Origin of the sequence: Bradyrhizobium sp. CSA207 (assembly GCF_029051685.1) — a bacterium.
Classification (GTDB): Bacteria; Pseudomonadota; Alphaproteobacteria; order Rhizobiales; family Xanthobacteraceae; genus Bradyrhizobium.
The window spans coordinates 20,375-34,892 of record NZ_JAACFT010000011.1 but is presented as its reverse complement, the minus strand read 5'-3'; the positions used below and the strand labels follow the sequence as shown (position 1 = coordinate 34,892).

At 63.6% G+C, this 14,518-nt stretch carries 16 protein-coding genes; 6 read left to right on the top strand and 10 right to left on the bottom strand.

Features of this window, described 5'->3' with window-relative positions; genetic code table 11:
• Positions 1-7: 7 nt before the first annotated feature.
• The 10 genes from flgG to motA form a co-directional block, all read right to left on the bottom strand.
• Positions 8-796, bottom strand: coding sequence for a flagellar basal-body rod protein FlgG (gene flgG / locus GWG65_RS14175; RefSeq protein WP_275196181.1), 789 nt, complete (start codon positions 794-796; stop codon positions 8-10).
• Positions 797-813: 17 nt separating this feature from the next.
• Positions 814-1,143: a flagellar hook-basal body complex protein FliE gene (locus tag GWG65_RS14170; protein WP_275196180.1), complete on the bottom strand. Its 330-nt coding sequence runs from the start codon at positions 1,141-1,143 to the stop codon at positions 814-816.
• A gap of 2 nt (positions 1,144-1,145) precedes the next feature.
• The gene (gene flgC / locus GWG65_RS14165; RefSeq protein WP_275196179.1) at positions 1,146-1,562 is read right to left on the bottom strand and encodes a flagellar basal body rod protein FlgC; all 417 of its coding nucleotides are present in this window, start codon (positions 1,560-1,562) and stop codon (positions 1,146-1,148) included.
• Between the two features lie 11 nt (positions 1,563-1,573).
• Positions 1,574-1,975: a flagellar basal body rod protein FlgB gene (gene flgB / locus GWG65_RS14160; RefSeq protein ID WP_275196178.1), complete on the bottom strand. Its 402-nt coding sequence runs from the start codon at positions 1,973-1,975 to the stop codon at positions 1,574-1,576.
• 64 nt (positions 1,976-2,039) lie between these two features.
• Positions 2,040-3,125: a flagellar biosynthesis protein FlhB gene (flhB, locus tag GWG65_RS14155; RefSeq protein ID WP_275196177.1), complete on the bottom strand. Its 1,086-nt coding sequence runs from the start codon at positions 3,123-3,125 to the stop codon at positions 2,040-2,042.
• Positions 3,126-3,138: 13 nt separating this feature from the next.
• On the bottom strand, positions 3,139-4,179 hold the full coding sequence (locus GWG65_RS14150; protein WP_275196176.1) for a flagellar motor switch protein FliG: 1,041 nt from the start codon (positions 4,177-4,179) through the stop codon (positions 3,139-3,141).
• Between the two features lie 2 nt (positions 4,180-4,181).
• The gene (gene fliN, locus GWG65_RS14145) at positions 4,182-4,556 is read right to left on the bottom strand and encodes a flagellar motor switch protein FliN (RefSeq protein WP_275196175.1); all 375 of its coding nucleotides are present in this window, start codon (positions 4,554-4,556) and stop codon (positions 4,182-4,184) included.
• Between the two features lie 114 nt (positions 4,557-4,670).
• Positions 4,671-4,985 (bottom strand): hypothetical protein, encoded by a 315-nt coding sequence (locus GWG65_RS14140; protein ID WP_148738835.1) that lies wholly within the window; start codon positions 4,983-4,985, stop codon positions 4,671-4,673.
• Entirely contained in the window at positions 4,966-5,907 is a 942-nt protein-coding gene (locus GWG65_RS14135; protein WP_275196174.1) for a FliM/FliN family flagellar motor switch protein, read from the bottom strand. The genes GWG65_RS14140 and GWG65_RS14135 overlap by 20 nt, the downstream gene beginning before the upstream one ends.
• Entirely contained in the window at positions 5,904-6,800 is an 897-nt protein-coding gene (gene motA / locus GWG65_RS14130) for a flagellar motor stator protein MotA (RefSeq protein ID WP_275196173.1), read from the bottom strand. The genes GWG65_RS14135 and motA overlap by 4 nt, the downstream gene beginning before the upstream one ends.
• Positions 6,801-6,942: 142 nt before the next feature.
• On the opposite strand from motA, the gene GWG65_RS14125 reads away from it, so the two are divergent.
• The 6 genes from GWG65_RS14125 to GWG65_RS14100 all read left to right on the top strand — a co-directional run bounded on the left by GWG65_RS14125 (position 6,943) and on the right by GWG65_RS14100 (position 14,459).
• Complete coding sequence (locus GWG65_RS14125; protein ID WP_275196172.1) at positions 6,943-7,731, top strand: DUF1217 domain-containing protein; 789 nt, start codon at positions 6,943-6,945, stop codon at positions 7,729-7,731.
• 3 nt (positions 7,732-7,734) lie between these two features.
• Positions 7,735-8,463 (top strand): flagellar basal-body rod protein FlgF, encoded by a 729-nt coding sequence (flgF, locus tag GWG65_RS14120; protein ID WP_148738839.1) that lies wholly within the window; start codon positions 7,735-7,737, stop codon positions 8,461-8,463.
• A gap of 36 nt (positions 8,464-8,499) precedes the next feature.
• On the top strand, positions 8,500-9,825 hold the full coding sequence (gene fliI / locus GWG65_RS14115; RefSeq protein ID WP_275196171.1) for a flagellar protein export ATPase FliI: 1,326 nt from the start codon (positions 8,500-8,502) through the stop codon (positions 9,823-9,825).
• A gap of 832 nt (positions 9,826-10,657) precedes the next feature.
• Complete coding sequence (locus tag GWG65_RS14110; protein WP_275196170.1) at positions 10,658-11,293, top strand: MarR family transcriptional regulator; 636 nt, start codon at positions 10,658-10,660, stop codon at positions 11,291-11,293.
• A gap of 342 nt (positions 11,294-11,635) precedes the next feature.
• On the top strand, positions 11,636-12,700 hold the full coding sequence (locus GWG65_RS14105; RefSeq protein ID WP_275196169.1) for a 2-dehydropantoate 2-reductase N-terminal domain-containing protein: 1,065 nt from the start codon (positions 11,636-11,638) through the stop codon (positions 12,698-12,700).
• Between the two features lie 247 nt (positions 12,701-12,947).
• Positions 12,948-14,459 carry an ATP-binding protein gene (locus GWG65_RS14100; protein ID WP_275196168.1) on the top strand — a complete coding sequence of 504 codons (1,512 nt, stop codon included), beginning with the start codon at positions 12,948-12,950 and terminating at the stop codon, positions 14,457-14,459.
• Positions 14,460-14,518 lie beyond the last annotated feature (59 nt).

Here is a 14,518-nt window from a genome sequence, read left to right as displayed (position 1 = left end):
ACCGGAACTAGCGAAGGCCCTTCGATACGGTCGACGCCATCTCATCCGAAGCCTGGATGACCTTGGCATTCATCTCATAGGCGCGCTGCGCCGAAATCAATTCGGTGATTTCCTTGACGGGATCGACGTTCGAAGCCTCGAGGTACTTCTGGTTGATCTTGCCATAGCCGGCATCGCCCGGCAGACCGACGACGGGCGTACCGGACGCCGTGGTCTCGCGATAGAGATTGCTGCCCAGCGGCTCGAGGCCCGCCTCATTGGCGAAGTTGGCAAGGTTGAGCTGGCCGATCTGCCGCGGGTTCACTTCCGTATCGAGCTTGGCGAACACCTGTCCGGTCTGGTTGACCGTGACCTCGACCGTTCCCTGCGGCACCGTAATCGAAGGATCGAGCAGGTAGCCGTCAGTCGTGACGAGCTGACTGTTGGCATTGGTGTTGAACGAGCCTGCGCGGGTATATTGCACCTCGTTGTTCGGGCCCAACACCTGAAACCAGCCCCGGCCGTTGATCGCCATGTCGTAGGGATTGCCCGTCTGAGTGAGCGCGCCCTGGATGTGCAGCTTGCGAATGGCCGCAGACTTGACACCGAGGCCGAGATTGGCGCCTTCCGGGATCGGCGACGAACCCGAGACGTTCGAGACGCCCTGCATGCGGTCCATCTGGTAGAACAGATCGGTGAATTCCGCCCGCGCCCGCTTGTACGAAGTCGAGTTGATGTTGGCGATGTTGTTGGCGATGACTTCGATATTGGTCTGCTGGGCATTCATGCCCGTGGCCGCAATGGCAAGCGATTTCACAATGTGACTCCTTCAGATCAAATCGACATACGAACGACTTCTTGATAGGCCTGCACGACCTTGTCGCGGACCGCGACCGCCGTCTGCAAGGCCTGCTCGGCCGACATCAGTGCTTCCACGACGCGCCGTGTCGATTCCTTGCCCTGCATTGCCGAGATCGACGCCGCTTCGCCCGCCTTCAGCGTACCGATCGCGTCCGAGGTCACCTGCTTCAGCACGGAATCGAAGCCTGCGCCCTCGCCCGACTGAATTGCGGACGTCGCCGCCGGCGCGATGGCCTGCGTCTCGGTCGCGCGGGCTACCGCCTGGCCCGCCGAAATCGCCGTGGATGAAATCGCCTCTAGCATTGTCAGCTCCTCAGAAGATCGATGGTCATGCCCAGCATCGACCTTACCTGCTTCACCACCTGGAGATTGGCCTCATAGGATCGATTGACTTCCCGCATGTCCGCCATCTCGACCATCATGTTGACGTTGGGAAGCTTGACGTAGCCGGCCTTGTCGGCGGCCGGATGCCCCGGATCGTATTCCACACGGTACGGCGTGGTGTCGACCCCGATTTCCTTGACCTTCGCGAGCTGCGCGCCCGCGGCGCGATCCATCGCAGCATCGAATGTGATCGTCTTGCGCTGATAGGGTTCGGCGCCGGCGGTGCGCCCTGTCGAACTCGCGTTCGCGAGGTTTTCCGAAACGACGCGCATGCGCGTCGACTGCGCTTCGAGCCCGGAGCTCGCGACGATCAATGAGGACTGCAGAGCGTCCAACATGTCAGTTTACCTCAGGCCTTTGCACTGGACAGGACCATGCGGTGAAACGACCGCACGATTGCCGAATTCATCGAGTAGTCGCGATTGACGTCGCTGCCCTTGATCATCTCCTGCTCGAGACTGACCGAGTTTCCGGAGTGAACCACTTCCCAGCTGTCCTTCTTCGCCGTCGCCCGCGTGTCGGTCTCGGCCGCGGAAAGCTGCATGTGCGAAGGCGATGTGGTCGCAAGCCTGACCGGCATTCCGTCGAGAATCTTGTTGAAGGGCTCGACGTCGCGCGCCTTGAAGCCCGGCGTGTTGGCGTTGGCGACGTTGGTGGCGATGGTCGACTGGCGAAGCTCGAGCCAGCGCGCCTGCGACGATGCGAGTTCGAAGAGATAAAGCGGTCCCACGGCAGTCCCATTCTGGTCCATTCGGGAGAAGCCTAGAACTACAAGCTTTCCTCAGGCTGATGCGCGGGATGCCGTCCTCGGAAATCTACTGAACGTTCTCAGGCCGCGGCGACTGCTTCGACTGAAGGAAGTAGATGATCTCGGCGACGGGCCGGAAGAACTCGGCCGGAATCACCTGGTCGACCTGAACCGCCTCGTAGAGCGCGCGCGCCAGCGCCTTGTTCTCGATCACCGGGATTCTGTTCTCTTCGGCGACCTCGCGGATCTTGAGCGCGAGCGCGTCCATGCCCTTGGCCAGAACGAGCGGCGCCGGGTTCTCCTCACGGTGATATCGCAACGCGATCGCAAAATGCGTCGGGTTCGCGATCACCAGCGTCGCACGCGATGCGGATGCGATCATCCGCTGGCGCGAGCGGTCGCGCGCCAGCGAGCGCAGGCGCGCCTTGATCAGCGGATCGCCCTCCGCCTGCTTGTGCTCGTCCTTGATCTCCTGCCGGGTCATGCGCAGTTCGCGCCGCCAGTGGAAGCGCGACCAGGCGAGATCGATCGCGACCAGGACGATGGTCGCTATGCAGATCGCCGAGACGATCCGCATCGCGATGCTGAGAATCATCTCCGGCAGCGCGACGGGATCGGTGTACATGGCCTCGAACGCCCGGGCTTCCGACGAACGCAGCACGACCCCGACGACGACGCTCACCGCGGTGAGCTTGAACAGCGACTTGGCGAACTCCACGAGTCCCTGGGTTCCGAACAGCCGGCTCCAGCCCTGCACCGGCGAAATTCGCGAAAGGTCCGGCTGTATACGCTCGAGCACCAGGCGCGGCGCGTTCTGGAGCAGCGAGGCGGCCAGTCCGAACACCGCCATGATGACGACCAGCGGCACCAGGAATCGCAGCGCCTGGAGGCCCACCACGGTGAGCAGGTTCTGCGCGTCCGCCCCCGTGCTCAGCGGAAAGCCCTCGGGATCGTCGAGAAAGCTCATCAGGGTCGGCGTCAGTTGCTGCACGCCCTGCCCGATCAGGAACGCCTGTATGACCATCAGCGCCGCCATCGACGCGAAGATGGAAGCCTCGCGAGAGACCGGGATTTTGCCCTGTTCGAGCGCATCGCGGACTTTCTTCTCGGTCGGCTCTTCTGTTTTACTCTCCTGGTCGGATGATTCTGCCATGCCCTTTCAGCGGTCAGCGGAAGACCAGCTCATCCTCCTGCTCGGGGTTGAGCTCGATTTCACCCTTCTCTGCGAGTTCGAGCGCGAGGTCGGTGATCACCCGCCGCGCCTCGAGCACGTCGCGCTGGTTCGACGGCTCGCCGATGGCCAGTTCGTGCTCCACGACGCGCCGGACGCGCGAGGCGACCGAGGCCAGGATCAGCTCCCGGAAGTGCTTGTCGGTGCCCTTCAGGGCGATGACGATGCGGTCGGTCGGCACCTGGTCGAAAATCATGGTGCGCGCCTTCGGGGTCAGGTGGATGACGTCGTCGAAGGTGAACAGCAGCTCCTTCAGCACTTCGGCCGACTTCGGCCGCTTCTCCGACAGGCTCTTCAGCATGTCCTCAATGTGGCCACGCTCCATCTTGTTGATGATGTCGGCCACGCGGGCGTAGGTGTCCGCGCCGAGATTGCGGGCAAAGTTCAGCGTCAGGTCCTCGTGCAGCGTCTTCTCGAGCACCCTCATGGCGTCATCGACGATCGGCTTCAGGCTGAGCACACGCCGCATCAGCTCGTTGCGCAAGCTCGAGGGAAGCTGACTCATGACCTTGGCGGCGCAGGCCGGCTTGACCTTGGACAGGATGAGCGCCGCGGTCTGCGGATGCTCCTTGGAAAGATAGCTCGCGAGCGAGTTTTCCGACACCGACGAGACGCGGTCCCAGACCGACCGGCTCGAATTGCCGAGCAGGTCCGACATGATCGCCGAGACCTGGTCGGCCGGAAGCACGTCGCCGAGCACGGCCTCCAGACCGCCGAGGGTGCCGAGAATGTTGGCGCCCATCGAGAACTGCTGGGCGAACTCCTCGACGATGCCCTCCAGCTCCTGCGCCGTGATCGGCCGCAGCTCCGCCGCGGCCTTGGTGACGATGCGGATCTCCTGCGGCTCGAACTGCTGGAGCACGCTCGCGGCGGCCTGCCGGCCCATGGCCAGCAGGAGCGCGGCGACCTTTTCCGTTCCACCGAGCGTGGCAACGCCTCGCTGCTTGATGGGCGCGATGCCGACCTGTGCCGCCATGGTCAGGTTTCACCCTGCCCCAACGGCCCGACAATCTCGGTCAGCGAGACGCCGAACCGGGAATTGTCCTCTTCGACAACGACGACCTCGCCGCGTGCGACGACGCGGCCATTGACCACGACGTCGACGGGCTCACCGACCCTGTGGTCGAGCGGGACCACAGCCCCGCGGCCGAGCTTCATCAGGTTCGCCACCGGGATGGTCGCCGAACCGAGCACCACCTGCATGGTGACAGGGATCCGCAGGATCGCATCGACATTGGCGAACTTGCCGGTCTCCTCCGCCGTACGGGCGGCGATCTCCGCCAACCGCTCCAGCGGAGACGTCTCGGTGTCTGCCGATGCAGATGCAGACTCATGGTCGAACGATTGCGCCATTTGGTATCGCCTCTTGGTATTTCCACTCCCGGAGCGCCGCCCCGGGATTATTCCCCCGCCTGCGGGCCGCCGTCAGATGACGTTTTGATCGTAAATGTCCCGCAAGCCCCAAATTCAATGCGTGTTCGCCTCGGTGCCGCTCGTGGTCGTCGCGGGCGCAAGCCCGCGCCGCGCATCCAGCGCCGCGATCGCTTCGTGAGCCTGATCGATCTTCGCGCTCAACACATTGGCGAGCCGCCCGAGATTTGCAGTGGAATCGTGGGCTGCGGTGATGACCGTATCGAAGGCGCCCGCCGTCTCGTGGACGATGGTCGAAAATTCGCCCTGGTAGCTGCGCAGCCGCGCCAGTTCGCGGTGCATCCGCGTCACCCGCATGCTGGTGAAGGCGAGCGCAATCAGCAGCACGGCATCAACGAGATAGGATATCATCGACGAACTCCCGTTTCTGATCGACGTGATCAGCCACCTGCATGGCATAATAGCCATCAAGCTGGCCGATCTGACACCAGAACAGCACCTGGTTGTTGCTCTCGAGCCGAGCCAGCGTACGCGGCGTGGCTTCGAGTTCGAGAACCTGCCCGACCTGGAACTTCACGACGTCGCCGAGGGAGATCATCTTTTCATCGAGCACGGCGCTCAGCGTAACTTCGGTGCGATGGACCTCGCTCTCCATCTGCTCGCGCCAGCGCGGATCGGACGCGCGGCCGTCGCTGACGACGACGGTCGCGAGCTTCTGGCGCAGCGGATTGAGCGCAGAGTGCGGGATGATGAGGAACATCTGGCCGCCGCGGTAGAGCGCCTGCAACATGATGTTGGCGCAGATCGACATGTTGCCGCTGCGCCCGATCGCCAGCGAAGCCATCGCCGTCTCGACCCGCTCCACGCGGAAGGTGACGTTGGAGGTACCGGCGAAGGAGGATTGCAGTGCCTTGGCGAACCGCTCGAACAGCGCCTGGACCAGGCGAATCTCGATGTTTGAGAAGGACCGCTCGACGTCGAGCGGCGGTTCGGCACCGTCGGAACCAAACATCGCCTCGACCATCGTGAACACGAAATCGCGGTCAAGCATGATCAGGATTCTGGAATCCCACTGCTCGGCATAGAGCACCGCCGCGACGGCATTGGCCTCGTAGTCCTTGATGATGTCGCCGACGCGCCCGTTCGTGATGCCGTTGACGGAGAAATAGCAGGGCGTTCCGGCTATCGGCTGGAGGCTGTCCGTGCACGATGCCGCCATGCGATCGAAGATCACATTGAGCATCGGCATACGCTCGATCGATATGCCGGCGGCGTCCAGCAGGTAGTTCGGCAGTCGCTTCTGCTGATCGACGTCGAGGTCTTCCGTCATCATGCGCGTGCAGCCTTTGGTTCGGCATCGGTCACGACGGCCTTGGGACCGGCAATCGTCTCGTTCTCGACGACGTCGATCGAGGGCCGCTCGCTGCTGGCGATCATCTTGCGACCGTGCTCGACGGCGATTTGCGGCATGGCGCCGTTCATGAATGCTAGCAGCGTCTGCTTGACGATGATGTAGGGCCGGCACTTCTTCTCGCGCGTCATCTTGATCTTCAGCGCGAAGGGCGAAATGATGCCGTAAGATAGGAAGATGCCGGCGAAGGTGCCGACCAGGGCCGCACCGATGAAGCCGCCCAGCAATTTCGGCGACTGGTCGAGCGCCCCCATGGCCTTGATGACGCCGAGCACAGCAGCGACGATGCCGAGTGCCGGCAGCGCCTCGGATACCACCACCAGCGCGTGGTAGGGCGTCAGCTTGCTCTTCACGATGGTGTGGATTTCCTCGTCCATCAGCGCTTCGATTTCGTGCGTGCGCGCATTGCCCATGATGATGAGGCGGACATAGTCGCAGATGAACTGGAGCAGCGAGGCATCACCGAGCACGCTCGGGAACGCCTTGAAGATCTCGGAGGACGCGGGGTCGTCGATATGGGCTTCCACTTCGTTGCGGCCCTTGCCCCGCAGCTCGCGCATCAGGGCATGGAGAGCGCCGAGCAGATCGAGATAGTAACGCTCACCGGGCACCGCGCCGGTGATGGCCTGCACGCACGCCAGCCCGGTATCCACGACCACCTTCCATGGATTGGCCATGATGAAGGTGCCGGCCGCGGTGCCCATGATGATCACGAACTCCCACGGCTGCATCAGCACGCCCAGGTGGCCGCCCATGGCGGCAAATCCGCCGAGCAGCGCCGCTACCGTGATGACGATCCCCACGAAACTGCCCAACACGCCGCTCCATCACCGATCCCATCGGGAATATCTAGCGGGCGACGCTTGCGCGAAGCTGGCTTCGGCGTCGCCAGCCTCACACAAGCAATTGGCGCCAGCTTGAGACGACGTCGTTATGGCGGCCAGAGGGGCGCGTGTCATGCTATCCACGATCGCGGACTACACCAGACTGACCAAGGACATGGGCAAGTCGCTGACGCAGGTCGCGAAGCAGCCGGATGTCAGCCGCGAGACCGATTATTTCTTCAGCCATATCGGCAACGTGAAGACCATCGACGATTTCCTGAAGGACTATCGCCTCTACTCCTATGCGATGAAGGCCTATGGCCTCAGCGACATGGTCTACGCCAAGGCGTTCATGCGCAAGGTGCTGACCGAGGGGATCGCGAACAAGGACACCTTCGCCAACAAGCTGACCGACACCCGCTACCGGGAATTCGCCGCCGCCTTCAACTTTGCCGCCCTCGGCAGCAAGGCGACCCAGACCGCCGCGGCCACGACCGGCACGGCAACCCAATATGTCACGCAGACGATGGAGCAGAAGGCCGGCGACCAGAACGAGGGCCTGCGGCTGGCGCTCTACTTCACGCGCAAGGCCTCTACGATCAAGAATTCCTACCAGATTCTCGCAGACAAGGCGCTGACGCAGGTTGTCCAGACGGCGCTCGGCCTGTCGTCGACCATCAGCTCGGCTGACATCGACGCCCAGGCCAAGATGATCACCAGCAAGATCAAGCTCACCGATTTCCAGGATCCGACCAAGGTCAACAAATTCGTGCAACGCTTTGCCGCGATGTGGGATGCAGTCCAGGCCCAGAGCGACAACTCGACCAACCCCGCGCTGGTCCTGATCGGCGGCGCGTCGACGACGGCAAGCATGGATACCGACATGCTGTCGAAACTTCAGTCCATCCGGTTCGGAAAGTAAGTCATGCAATCGGCTCTCTATGTGGGATTGTCGGCACAGGTCGCTCTTGAAAAGCGCCTCCAGACAATCGCCAACAACGTCGCCAACGTCAACACGGCGGCGTTTCGCACCGACGTGGTGAAATTCGAGACCGTGCTGTCGCGCGCTGGTGCGAACCCCGTCGCGTTCTCGTCGCCCGGCGACAACATCATCTCGCGCGAACTCGGCAATATCACCGAGAGCGGCAACCCGCTCGACGTCGCCGTGGTCGGACAGGGCTGGCTCGCCTTCGCCGGCCCGAATGGCACAGTCTATACCCGTGACGGCCGGCTCCAGATCGCTCCCAACGGCGACCTTCAGACCGTGACCGGTTTCCCAATCGTCGATTCCGGCGGCGCGCAGATCACGCTCGACCCGAACGGCGGACCGGTCTCGATCTCGCGCAGCGGTGCGATCACCCAGGACAACAACGAGATCGGCACCATCGGCCTGTTCAACATTCCCGCCGATGCCAATCTCGAGCGCTACGGCAATTCCGGCGTCACGCCCGACCGGCCCGCAACCGCCATCTCTGATTTCGCCCGCGACGGCTTCAAGCAAGGCTATGTCGAGGGCTCCGGCGCCAATCCGATGATGGAATTGACGAAGCTGATGTCGGCCTCGCGCGCCTTCGACGGCACGAATTCGCTGGTCGAGGGCACGGAGAGCGCGCTCCAGAACGCAATCCGGACGCTGGGCGATCCCGGCAGATAGACTGCGCCTCGTGCGCAATGAGAGTGGACGGTTTCCTTGAACGCTCTTCGGCAACTTGAGTGGGCGCTGCTGGAGCTTCAGCAGAGCACTCCCCTTGCAAGCGTCAGCGGCGCGATCTCGGAGATCGCGCCGACGCACTTCCGTGTTTCCGGCCTGTCGCGCTTCGTCAGGCTCGGCGAGCTCATCGGCGTCAATTCGGGCGGCAAGCCCCAGATCGGCGAGGTGGTGCGGATCGACAGCGAAGGCATCATCGCCAAACCGTTCGACCGCCAGTTCGCGGGCGGCCTCGGCTCGGTCGCCTACCGGATGCCGCCTTTGTCCTTTGCGCCCGATCCGAGCTGGAAGGGACGCGTCATCAACGCGCTCGGCGCGCCGCTCGACGGACAGGGCCCCCTCACTCCGGGATCGCGGACCGTCTCCGCCGAGGCGGAGGCGCCTTCGGCCATGAAGCGCGCCCGTGTGCACAAGCCGCTGCGCACCGGCGTGCGCGTCATCGATCTGTTCGCGCCGATCTGTGCCGGCCAGCGCGTCGGCATCTTTGCCGGCTCCGGCGTCGGCAAGTCGACGCTGCTCGCGATGCTCGCCCGCAGCGAAGGTTTCGACACTGTCGTCCTGGCCCTGGTCGGCGAACGTGGCCGCGAGGTGCGCGAATTCATCGAGGACGTGCTCGGCACCAACCGCAACCGCGCCGTCGCCATCGTGTCGACGGGAGATGAAAGCCCGATGATGCGGCGTTTGGCGCCGAAGACCGCGATGGCGGTCGCCGAGTATTTTCGTGATCGGGGCGAATCGGTCCTGCTCGTGGTCGATTCGATCACCCGTTTCGCCCACGCCGCCCGCGAAGTCGCCCTCGCCGCGGGCGAGCCGGCAGTTGCGCGCGGTTACGCGCCGACGGTCTTCACCGACCTGCCGCGCCTCCTTGAGCGGGCTGGCCCCGGCGAGGAGGGAACCGGCACGATCACCGGCATTTTCTCCGTGTTGGTCGACGGCGACGATCACAACGAGCCGATTGCCGATACCATCCGCGGCACGCTCGATGGGCACATCGTGCTCAGCCGGCACATCGCCGACCAGGCGCGCTATCCGGCCGTGGACGTGCTCGCCTCAGTTTCTCGCCTCGCCCATAACGTCTGGGACCCCGAAGAGCGCGAATTGGTGAGCAAGCTGCGCACCATGATCGCCAAATACGAGGACACCCGCGACCTTCGGCTGATGGGTGGATATCAGTCGGGACGTGATTCGGGCCTCGACCAGGCGGTCGACATGGTTCCGAGGATCTACAGCGCAATGCGCCAGGACGCCTCGGCTCGACCGAGTGCCGATCCGTTTCGCGAGCTGAGGGACATGCTCAAGGGCGACTAATCAGGGAAGACGGCGCGCGCTCTCTCCTGCTCGTTTTTTTCAACAGTCGATCGCGCATGGCACCCCGCTTCCGGCGCATGCCAATGCATCGCCGCTATCAGCCTGGGCATCAACCATCCGGATGGGCAGCGCGCGGCCGTGGCGAAAAACGACCGAACGCATGATTCTGCGATCGCCGGCCGAACAACCGGCGCGTGCATTCCCTCCGAGTTCCCCTGGCGATTCTTCCGGCCCATCGCACAAGGTTGTGGATGACATGCCTATGCACATCGTCGTCATGCACAAGCTTCGATCAACTTGCATCAACGACGGACAACAACATGCCGTGCAATTAAACCGTCGTATAGTTGCGTGCATGTTGCTTGCGGAGCAGCGTATTGTGTTCACTATCATGTGTCCCGAACAGCGAGATTGTCTTGAACGTTACATTCGCCTGCAGCGACATCCGGTCTCGAGGAGTGTCTCTACTTGATTTTGTTGAGAAGCTCATTCATCGTTTCGGTGGAGTATAAGAAACGCGTGGCTTGTGACTTGAACGTTTAGGGGCTTCGGTTGAACAACTCCGATCCATCGTCCGCTGGTGACGGCAACTCGGGCTCCACGGCGACGACGCGATTGGCATGCGATCAGCGACGCAGCCTCCTGCTCCGGACGATGCAACGCCCATGGGTCGAGGTCGGGCGCGTTGCAGTCCCTGCGTTCGAAAGAGAGACGGGTATGACGTGCTCATCGGACAGCTTCGGTCGTCCGATGTCTCTCGATGGATTCGCGAGCCAGGGCGCAAAGCGGCTTCGGGACGCCGCAGACGAAGTTCCGGGGACGAGGTAGATTCATGCCATTGGCACGCGAGGCCGTCGAGCTGCTGGTTCAGGCGGCCAGGGCTTGGTATTTCGAAGGCAATCAGCACGGATTGCGCGATCGGGAATGGATGGCGCTGCGCTTTCTCGGTCGCGCCAACAGGTTTTCGCGCACGCCGTCCGCGCTCGCCGGTTTCATCGGTGCCACCAGGGCGACTGCATCGCAGATCGTGAAGACGCTGGAGAGCAAGTCCTTCCTGGTGCGGAAGCCGTCGCCCGAGGACAAGCGCTCCGTCTTGCTCAACGTCACCGCGCAGGGCGAAAAATGCCTGAGCCAGCATGATCCAGTCAATCACGTGGTGAATGCGGTCACGGCACTCGGCACCGAGGAATGCATCAGGCTGCGCGACTCGCTGCGGGATATCCTCAACCACCTCGATGCGGCACATCAGCGACTCGATGCCAGCATCTGCCGGGATTGCATGTTTCTCGCCGAACGCAGTCCCAGTACGAGCAAGGGACGTGCGACCGCCGAATTCATGTGCCGGCTGTATCGCGCCCCGGTCTCGCTCCAGGAGACCGAACTGCTCTGCACGAGTTTTGAGCGCACCCGCGACCGCCCGAAGATCGAGGAACATCTCGATCGCGCCCGCGTCGCGAGCCAGGGATGACGCCGCGCGCAATTTCCGGGTGAATGGCTTGACAGAGTTTGCGGAAAGTTTCGCAGTGTCGTGCGCTGTAGGCGCTCCCGTTGCTCGATAGTCGCGCCCGACGCTGCCGCATTCACCGTAACCCGGCCCGGGCGACGATAAATCCGAATTTCGATGAAGCGGAATATTCTGAGGTGGCAGCCTGCCGTCGCAGCTGCCTCAGGGCTCGCCGAGAACGAAGCAAGAATCCTGCAGCCGCCTTGTATGCATTATCCCAGTTGCCATTACGGGATACTTCCCTTTACATGCCGCTAATCGCCCTCGGATGACAGCCGGGCCAAAAATCACGCGATAGGGAAGAGCATGGCGCGCAACGTTTTGATCCTCGGAGCATCTTACGGTTCCCTGCTAGGCACGAAGCTCCTGATGGCCGGGCACAACGTCACCCTGGTCTGCCGCGCCAAGACCGCAGAGCTGATCAACCGCGACGGCACCGAGGTGCGCATCAAGTTGCGCGACGAGGCGGTTCATCGGGCGATCTTCTCGCGCGACTTGCCCGGCAAGCTGGACGCCGTGACGCCCGCCGACGTCGACGTCTCCCGCTACGACATGGTTGGCCTTGCCATGCAGGAGCCGCAATACGCCAACCACACGGTCCGCGTTCTCATGGTCAAGATCGCCGCGGCGAAGCTGCCGTGCCTGTCGATCATGAACATGCCGCCGCTGCCCTATCTCAAGCGGATCCCGTTGCTCGCTGGCATGGAGCTCGAGGAGGCCTACACCAATGCGCAGGTGTGGGAGCGGTTCGAGCCGGGACTGGTGACGCTGTGCTCGCCCGATCCGCAGGCATTCCGTCCGCCGGAAGAGGCGGCGAATGTGCTTCATGTCGGCCTGCCCACGAACTTCAAGGCGTCGGTATTCGCCGACGACAAGCACAACAAGGTGCTGCGCGAGCTCGAAGCCGACATCGACGCCGTGACGCTCGATGGCCGCGACGTGCCGGTGAAGCTGAAGGTGTTCTCATCGCTGTTCGTCCCGCTGGCGAAATGGTCGATGCTGCTGACCGGCAACTACCGCTGCATCACACCGCACGAGCCACAGTCGATCCGTGACGCCGTACACGGCGATCTCGCGCGCTCGCAGACGATCTACGACCATGTCGATGCCATCGCCCGCAAGCTCGGCGCCGATCCGCAGGACCAGGTACCCTTTGCAAAATACGCCAAGGCCGCAGAAAGCCTGCTCAAGCCGTCATCGGCGGCGCGCGCGGTTGCGAGCGGTGCTCCTTTCATCGAGCGCGTCGACCTGTTGGTGAAGCTGATCTCGCATCAGCTCGGCGCGCCCAATGCCGAGATCGACCGCACCGTCGAAACAGTGGACCTGAAGCTGAACGAGAAGATCGTGCAGGGCGGATCCGGCGCGCAATAGCGGCGGTGCGGCGACCTCATTCGATTGATCCTCGTCGAGCAGGCACTCCAGACGAGCGTGACTGCAGCGGCAGGAGCTCGGATCCTGCGCGATCCCGGATGACCCGGACGACGATCCCCCCTCCAATTACCGAATCGTGCCTGAACTCCGCCGTGGGCAACGCGACGTGATTCGCCGCGTGCCGCTCGACGCGCCCCGGTCGGGTTGATAAGCCCCTGTCCGCGAATGAAGGGGTCTGAGTCGGGACATGACGGTTGCGATCGAGATGGGGCAGACCATTGCGGGCGCCGTGGCGGCCATGGACCTCGAGGAACTGCTGGCGACCCGCCTTCTGGTGCAGGGGAATTCGGGCTCCGGCAAATCGCATCTGTTGCGACGGCTCCTGGAACAGAGCGCGCCCTGGGTGCAACAGGCTATCATCGACCCCGAGGGCGACTTCGTCACGCTGGCCGAGCATTTCGGCCACCTCGTGATCGAGGCCGAGGATCATACTGAGCGCGGCCTTCAGGTCGCGGGCGAACGCGCACGGCTGCATCGCGTCTCCACCGTGCTCAATCTCGAAGGGTTGGATGCCGAGAACCAGATGCGGCGCGCGGCGGCCTTTCTCGGCGGGCTTTTCGATGTCGATCGCGACCATTGGTATCCGATGCTGGTGGTGGTGGACGAGGCTCAGCTGTTTGCGCCGGCGGTCGCGGGCGAGGTGTCGGACGAGGCGCGAAAGCTCTCGCTCGGCGCCATGACCAACCTGATGTGCCGCGGCCGCAAGCGCGGGCTGGCCGGGATCATCGCGACGCAGCGATTGGCAAAGCTTGCCAAGAACGTCGCGGCGGAGGCTTCCAATTTCCTGATGGGCCGGACCTTCCTCGACATCGACATGGCGCGCGCCGCCGATCTGCTCGGTATGGAACGGCGGCAGGCGGAGACATTTCGGGATCTCGAGCGCGGACAGTTTATGGCGCTCGGCCCGGCGCTGTCACGCCGTCCGCTGCGCCTGCATATCGGCACGACGGACACCAAGCCGCGCAACTCCACGCCCCGGCTCATGCCGATGCCGGAGGCGACGCTGGAAGATGCGCGTGCCGTGATCCTGGCCGCGCCACCGCCCGATGCCAGCCGGCCACAGCGTCGGCCAGCGCCAGACCTGCTCGAACAGCTCCGGGCCGCGAAGGCCGCCGCCCCGGAAATCCGGCCTGAGCCGTTCGAGCTGCCGGCGAGCGCCGAGGAGCTGGCGGACCGGCGCGAGCGCGTGGACCGGACCTTGCGCGCCGTGCTTGCCGAGCCGGATGCCGGCTTCCGCGCCATCGGCGTGCTCTATCAGGAGTTCGTGGTTCGCTGCCGTATCGAAGGCCTCGGCTCGGCCGTGCCCGACCTCACCGAATTCCGCCGCATGTTGACGCGCGCACGCGCGGGACTTGGCGCTGAACTTGCCGAGGATGATGCCTGGCAGGATGTATCGCTCCGCGCCTCGATCCTGCCCGAAGACATGCAGGGCGTGTTCATGATGATTGCGCGCGCGGCGAAGGAAGGCTGGCCGTGTCCTGGCGATGCCGTGATCGCGCGCGCCTATGGCTCGCATTCGCTGCGCCGGGCGCAGCGCTTGCTGAGCTACATGGAGGAGCAAGGCTTGATCGTCTGCCAGCTCGACGGTGCCGGACGCAGGTTCGTGACGCTGGTGGAGCTGGCCTGGGCGACAGCGCCTGGCGATCCCAACGCCGACGATATGCCGGCGGAGCCGGTCAGCAGCGCCGCGTCACTCTGATCCGACGGAAGTAGAACGCGCGGCCATTGTCACGCGGAACGTTAGCGGCTCCACCGATG

Bases quoted from the DNA above. Each gene is read 5' to 3' on its own strand.
- GWG65_RS14170 (WP_275196180.1), bottom strand. From the start codon at position 1,143: ATGCTAGAGGCGATTTCATCCACGGCGATTTCGGCGGGCCAGGCGGTA.
- flgC (WP_275196179.1), bottom strand. From the start codon at position 1,562: ATGTTGGACGCTCTGCAGTCCTCATTGATCGTCGCGAGCTCCGGGCTC.
- flgB (WP_275196178.1), bottom strand. From the start codon at position 1,975: ATGGACCAGAATGGGACTGCCGTGGGACCGCTTTATCTCTTCGAACTC.
- flhB (WP_275196177.1), bottom strand. From the start codon at position 3,125: ATGGCAGAATCATCCGACCAGGAGAGTAAAACAGAAGAGCCGACCGAG.
- GWG65_RS14150 (WP_275196176.1), bottom strand. From the start codon at position 4,179: ATGGCGGCACAGGTCGGCATCGCGCCCATCAAGCAGCGAGGCGTTGCC.
- fliN (WP_275196175.1), bottom strand. From the start codon at position 4,556: ATGGCGCAATCGTTCGACCATGAGTCTGCATCTGCATCGGCAGACACC.
- GWG65_RS14140 (WP_148738835.1), bottom strand. From the start codon at position 4,985: ATGATATCCTATCTCGTTGATGCCGTGCTGCTGATTGCGCTCGCCTTC.
- GWG65_RS14135 (WP_275196174.1), bottom strand. From the start codon at position 5,907: ATGATGACGGAAGACCTCGACGTCGATCAGCAGAAGCGACTGCCGAAC.
- GWG65_RS14125 (WP_275196172.1), top strand. From the start codon at position 6,943: ATGCTATCCACGATCGCGGACTACACCAGACTGACCAAGGACATGGGC.
- flgF (WP_148738839.1), top strand. From the start codon at position 7,735: ATGCAATCGGCTCTCTATGTGGGATTGTCGGCACAGGTCGCTCTTGAA.
- GWG65_RS14110 (WP_275196170.1), top strand. From the start codon at position 10,658: ATGCCATTGGCACGCGAGGCCGTCGAGCTGCTGGTTCAGGCGGCCAGG.
- GWG65_RS14105 (WP_275196169.1), top strand. From the start codon at position 11,636: ATGGCGCGCAACGTTTTGATCCTCGGAGCATCTTACGGTTCCCTGCTA.
- GWG65_RS14100 (WP_275196168.1), top strand. From the start codon at position 12,948: ATGACGGTTGCGATCGAGATGGGGCAGACCATTGCGGGCGCCGTGGCG.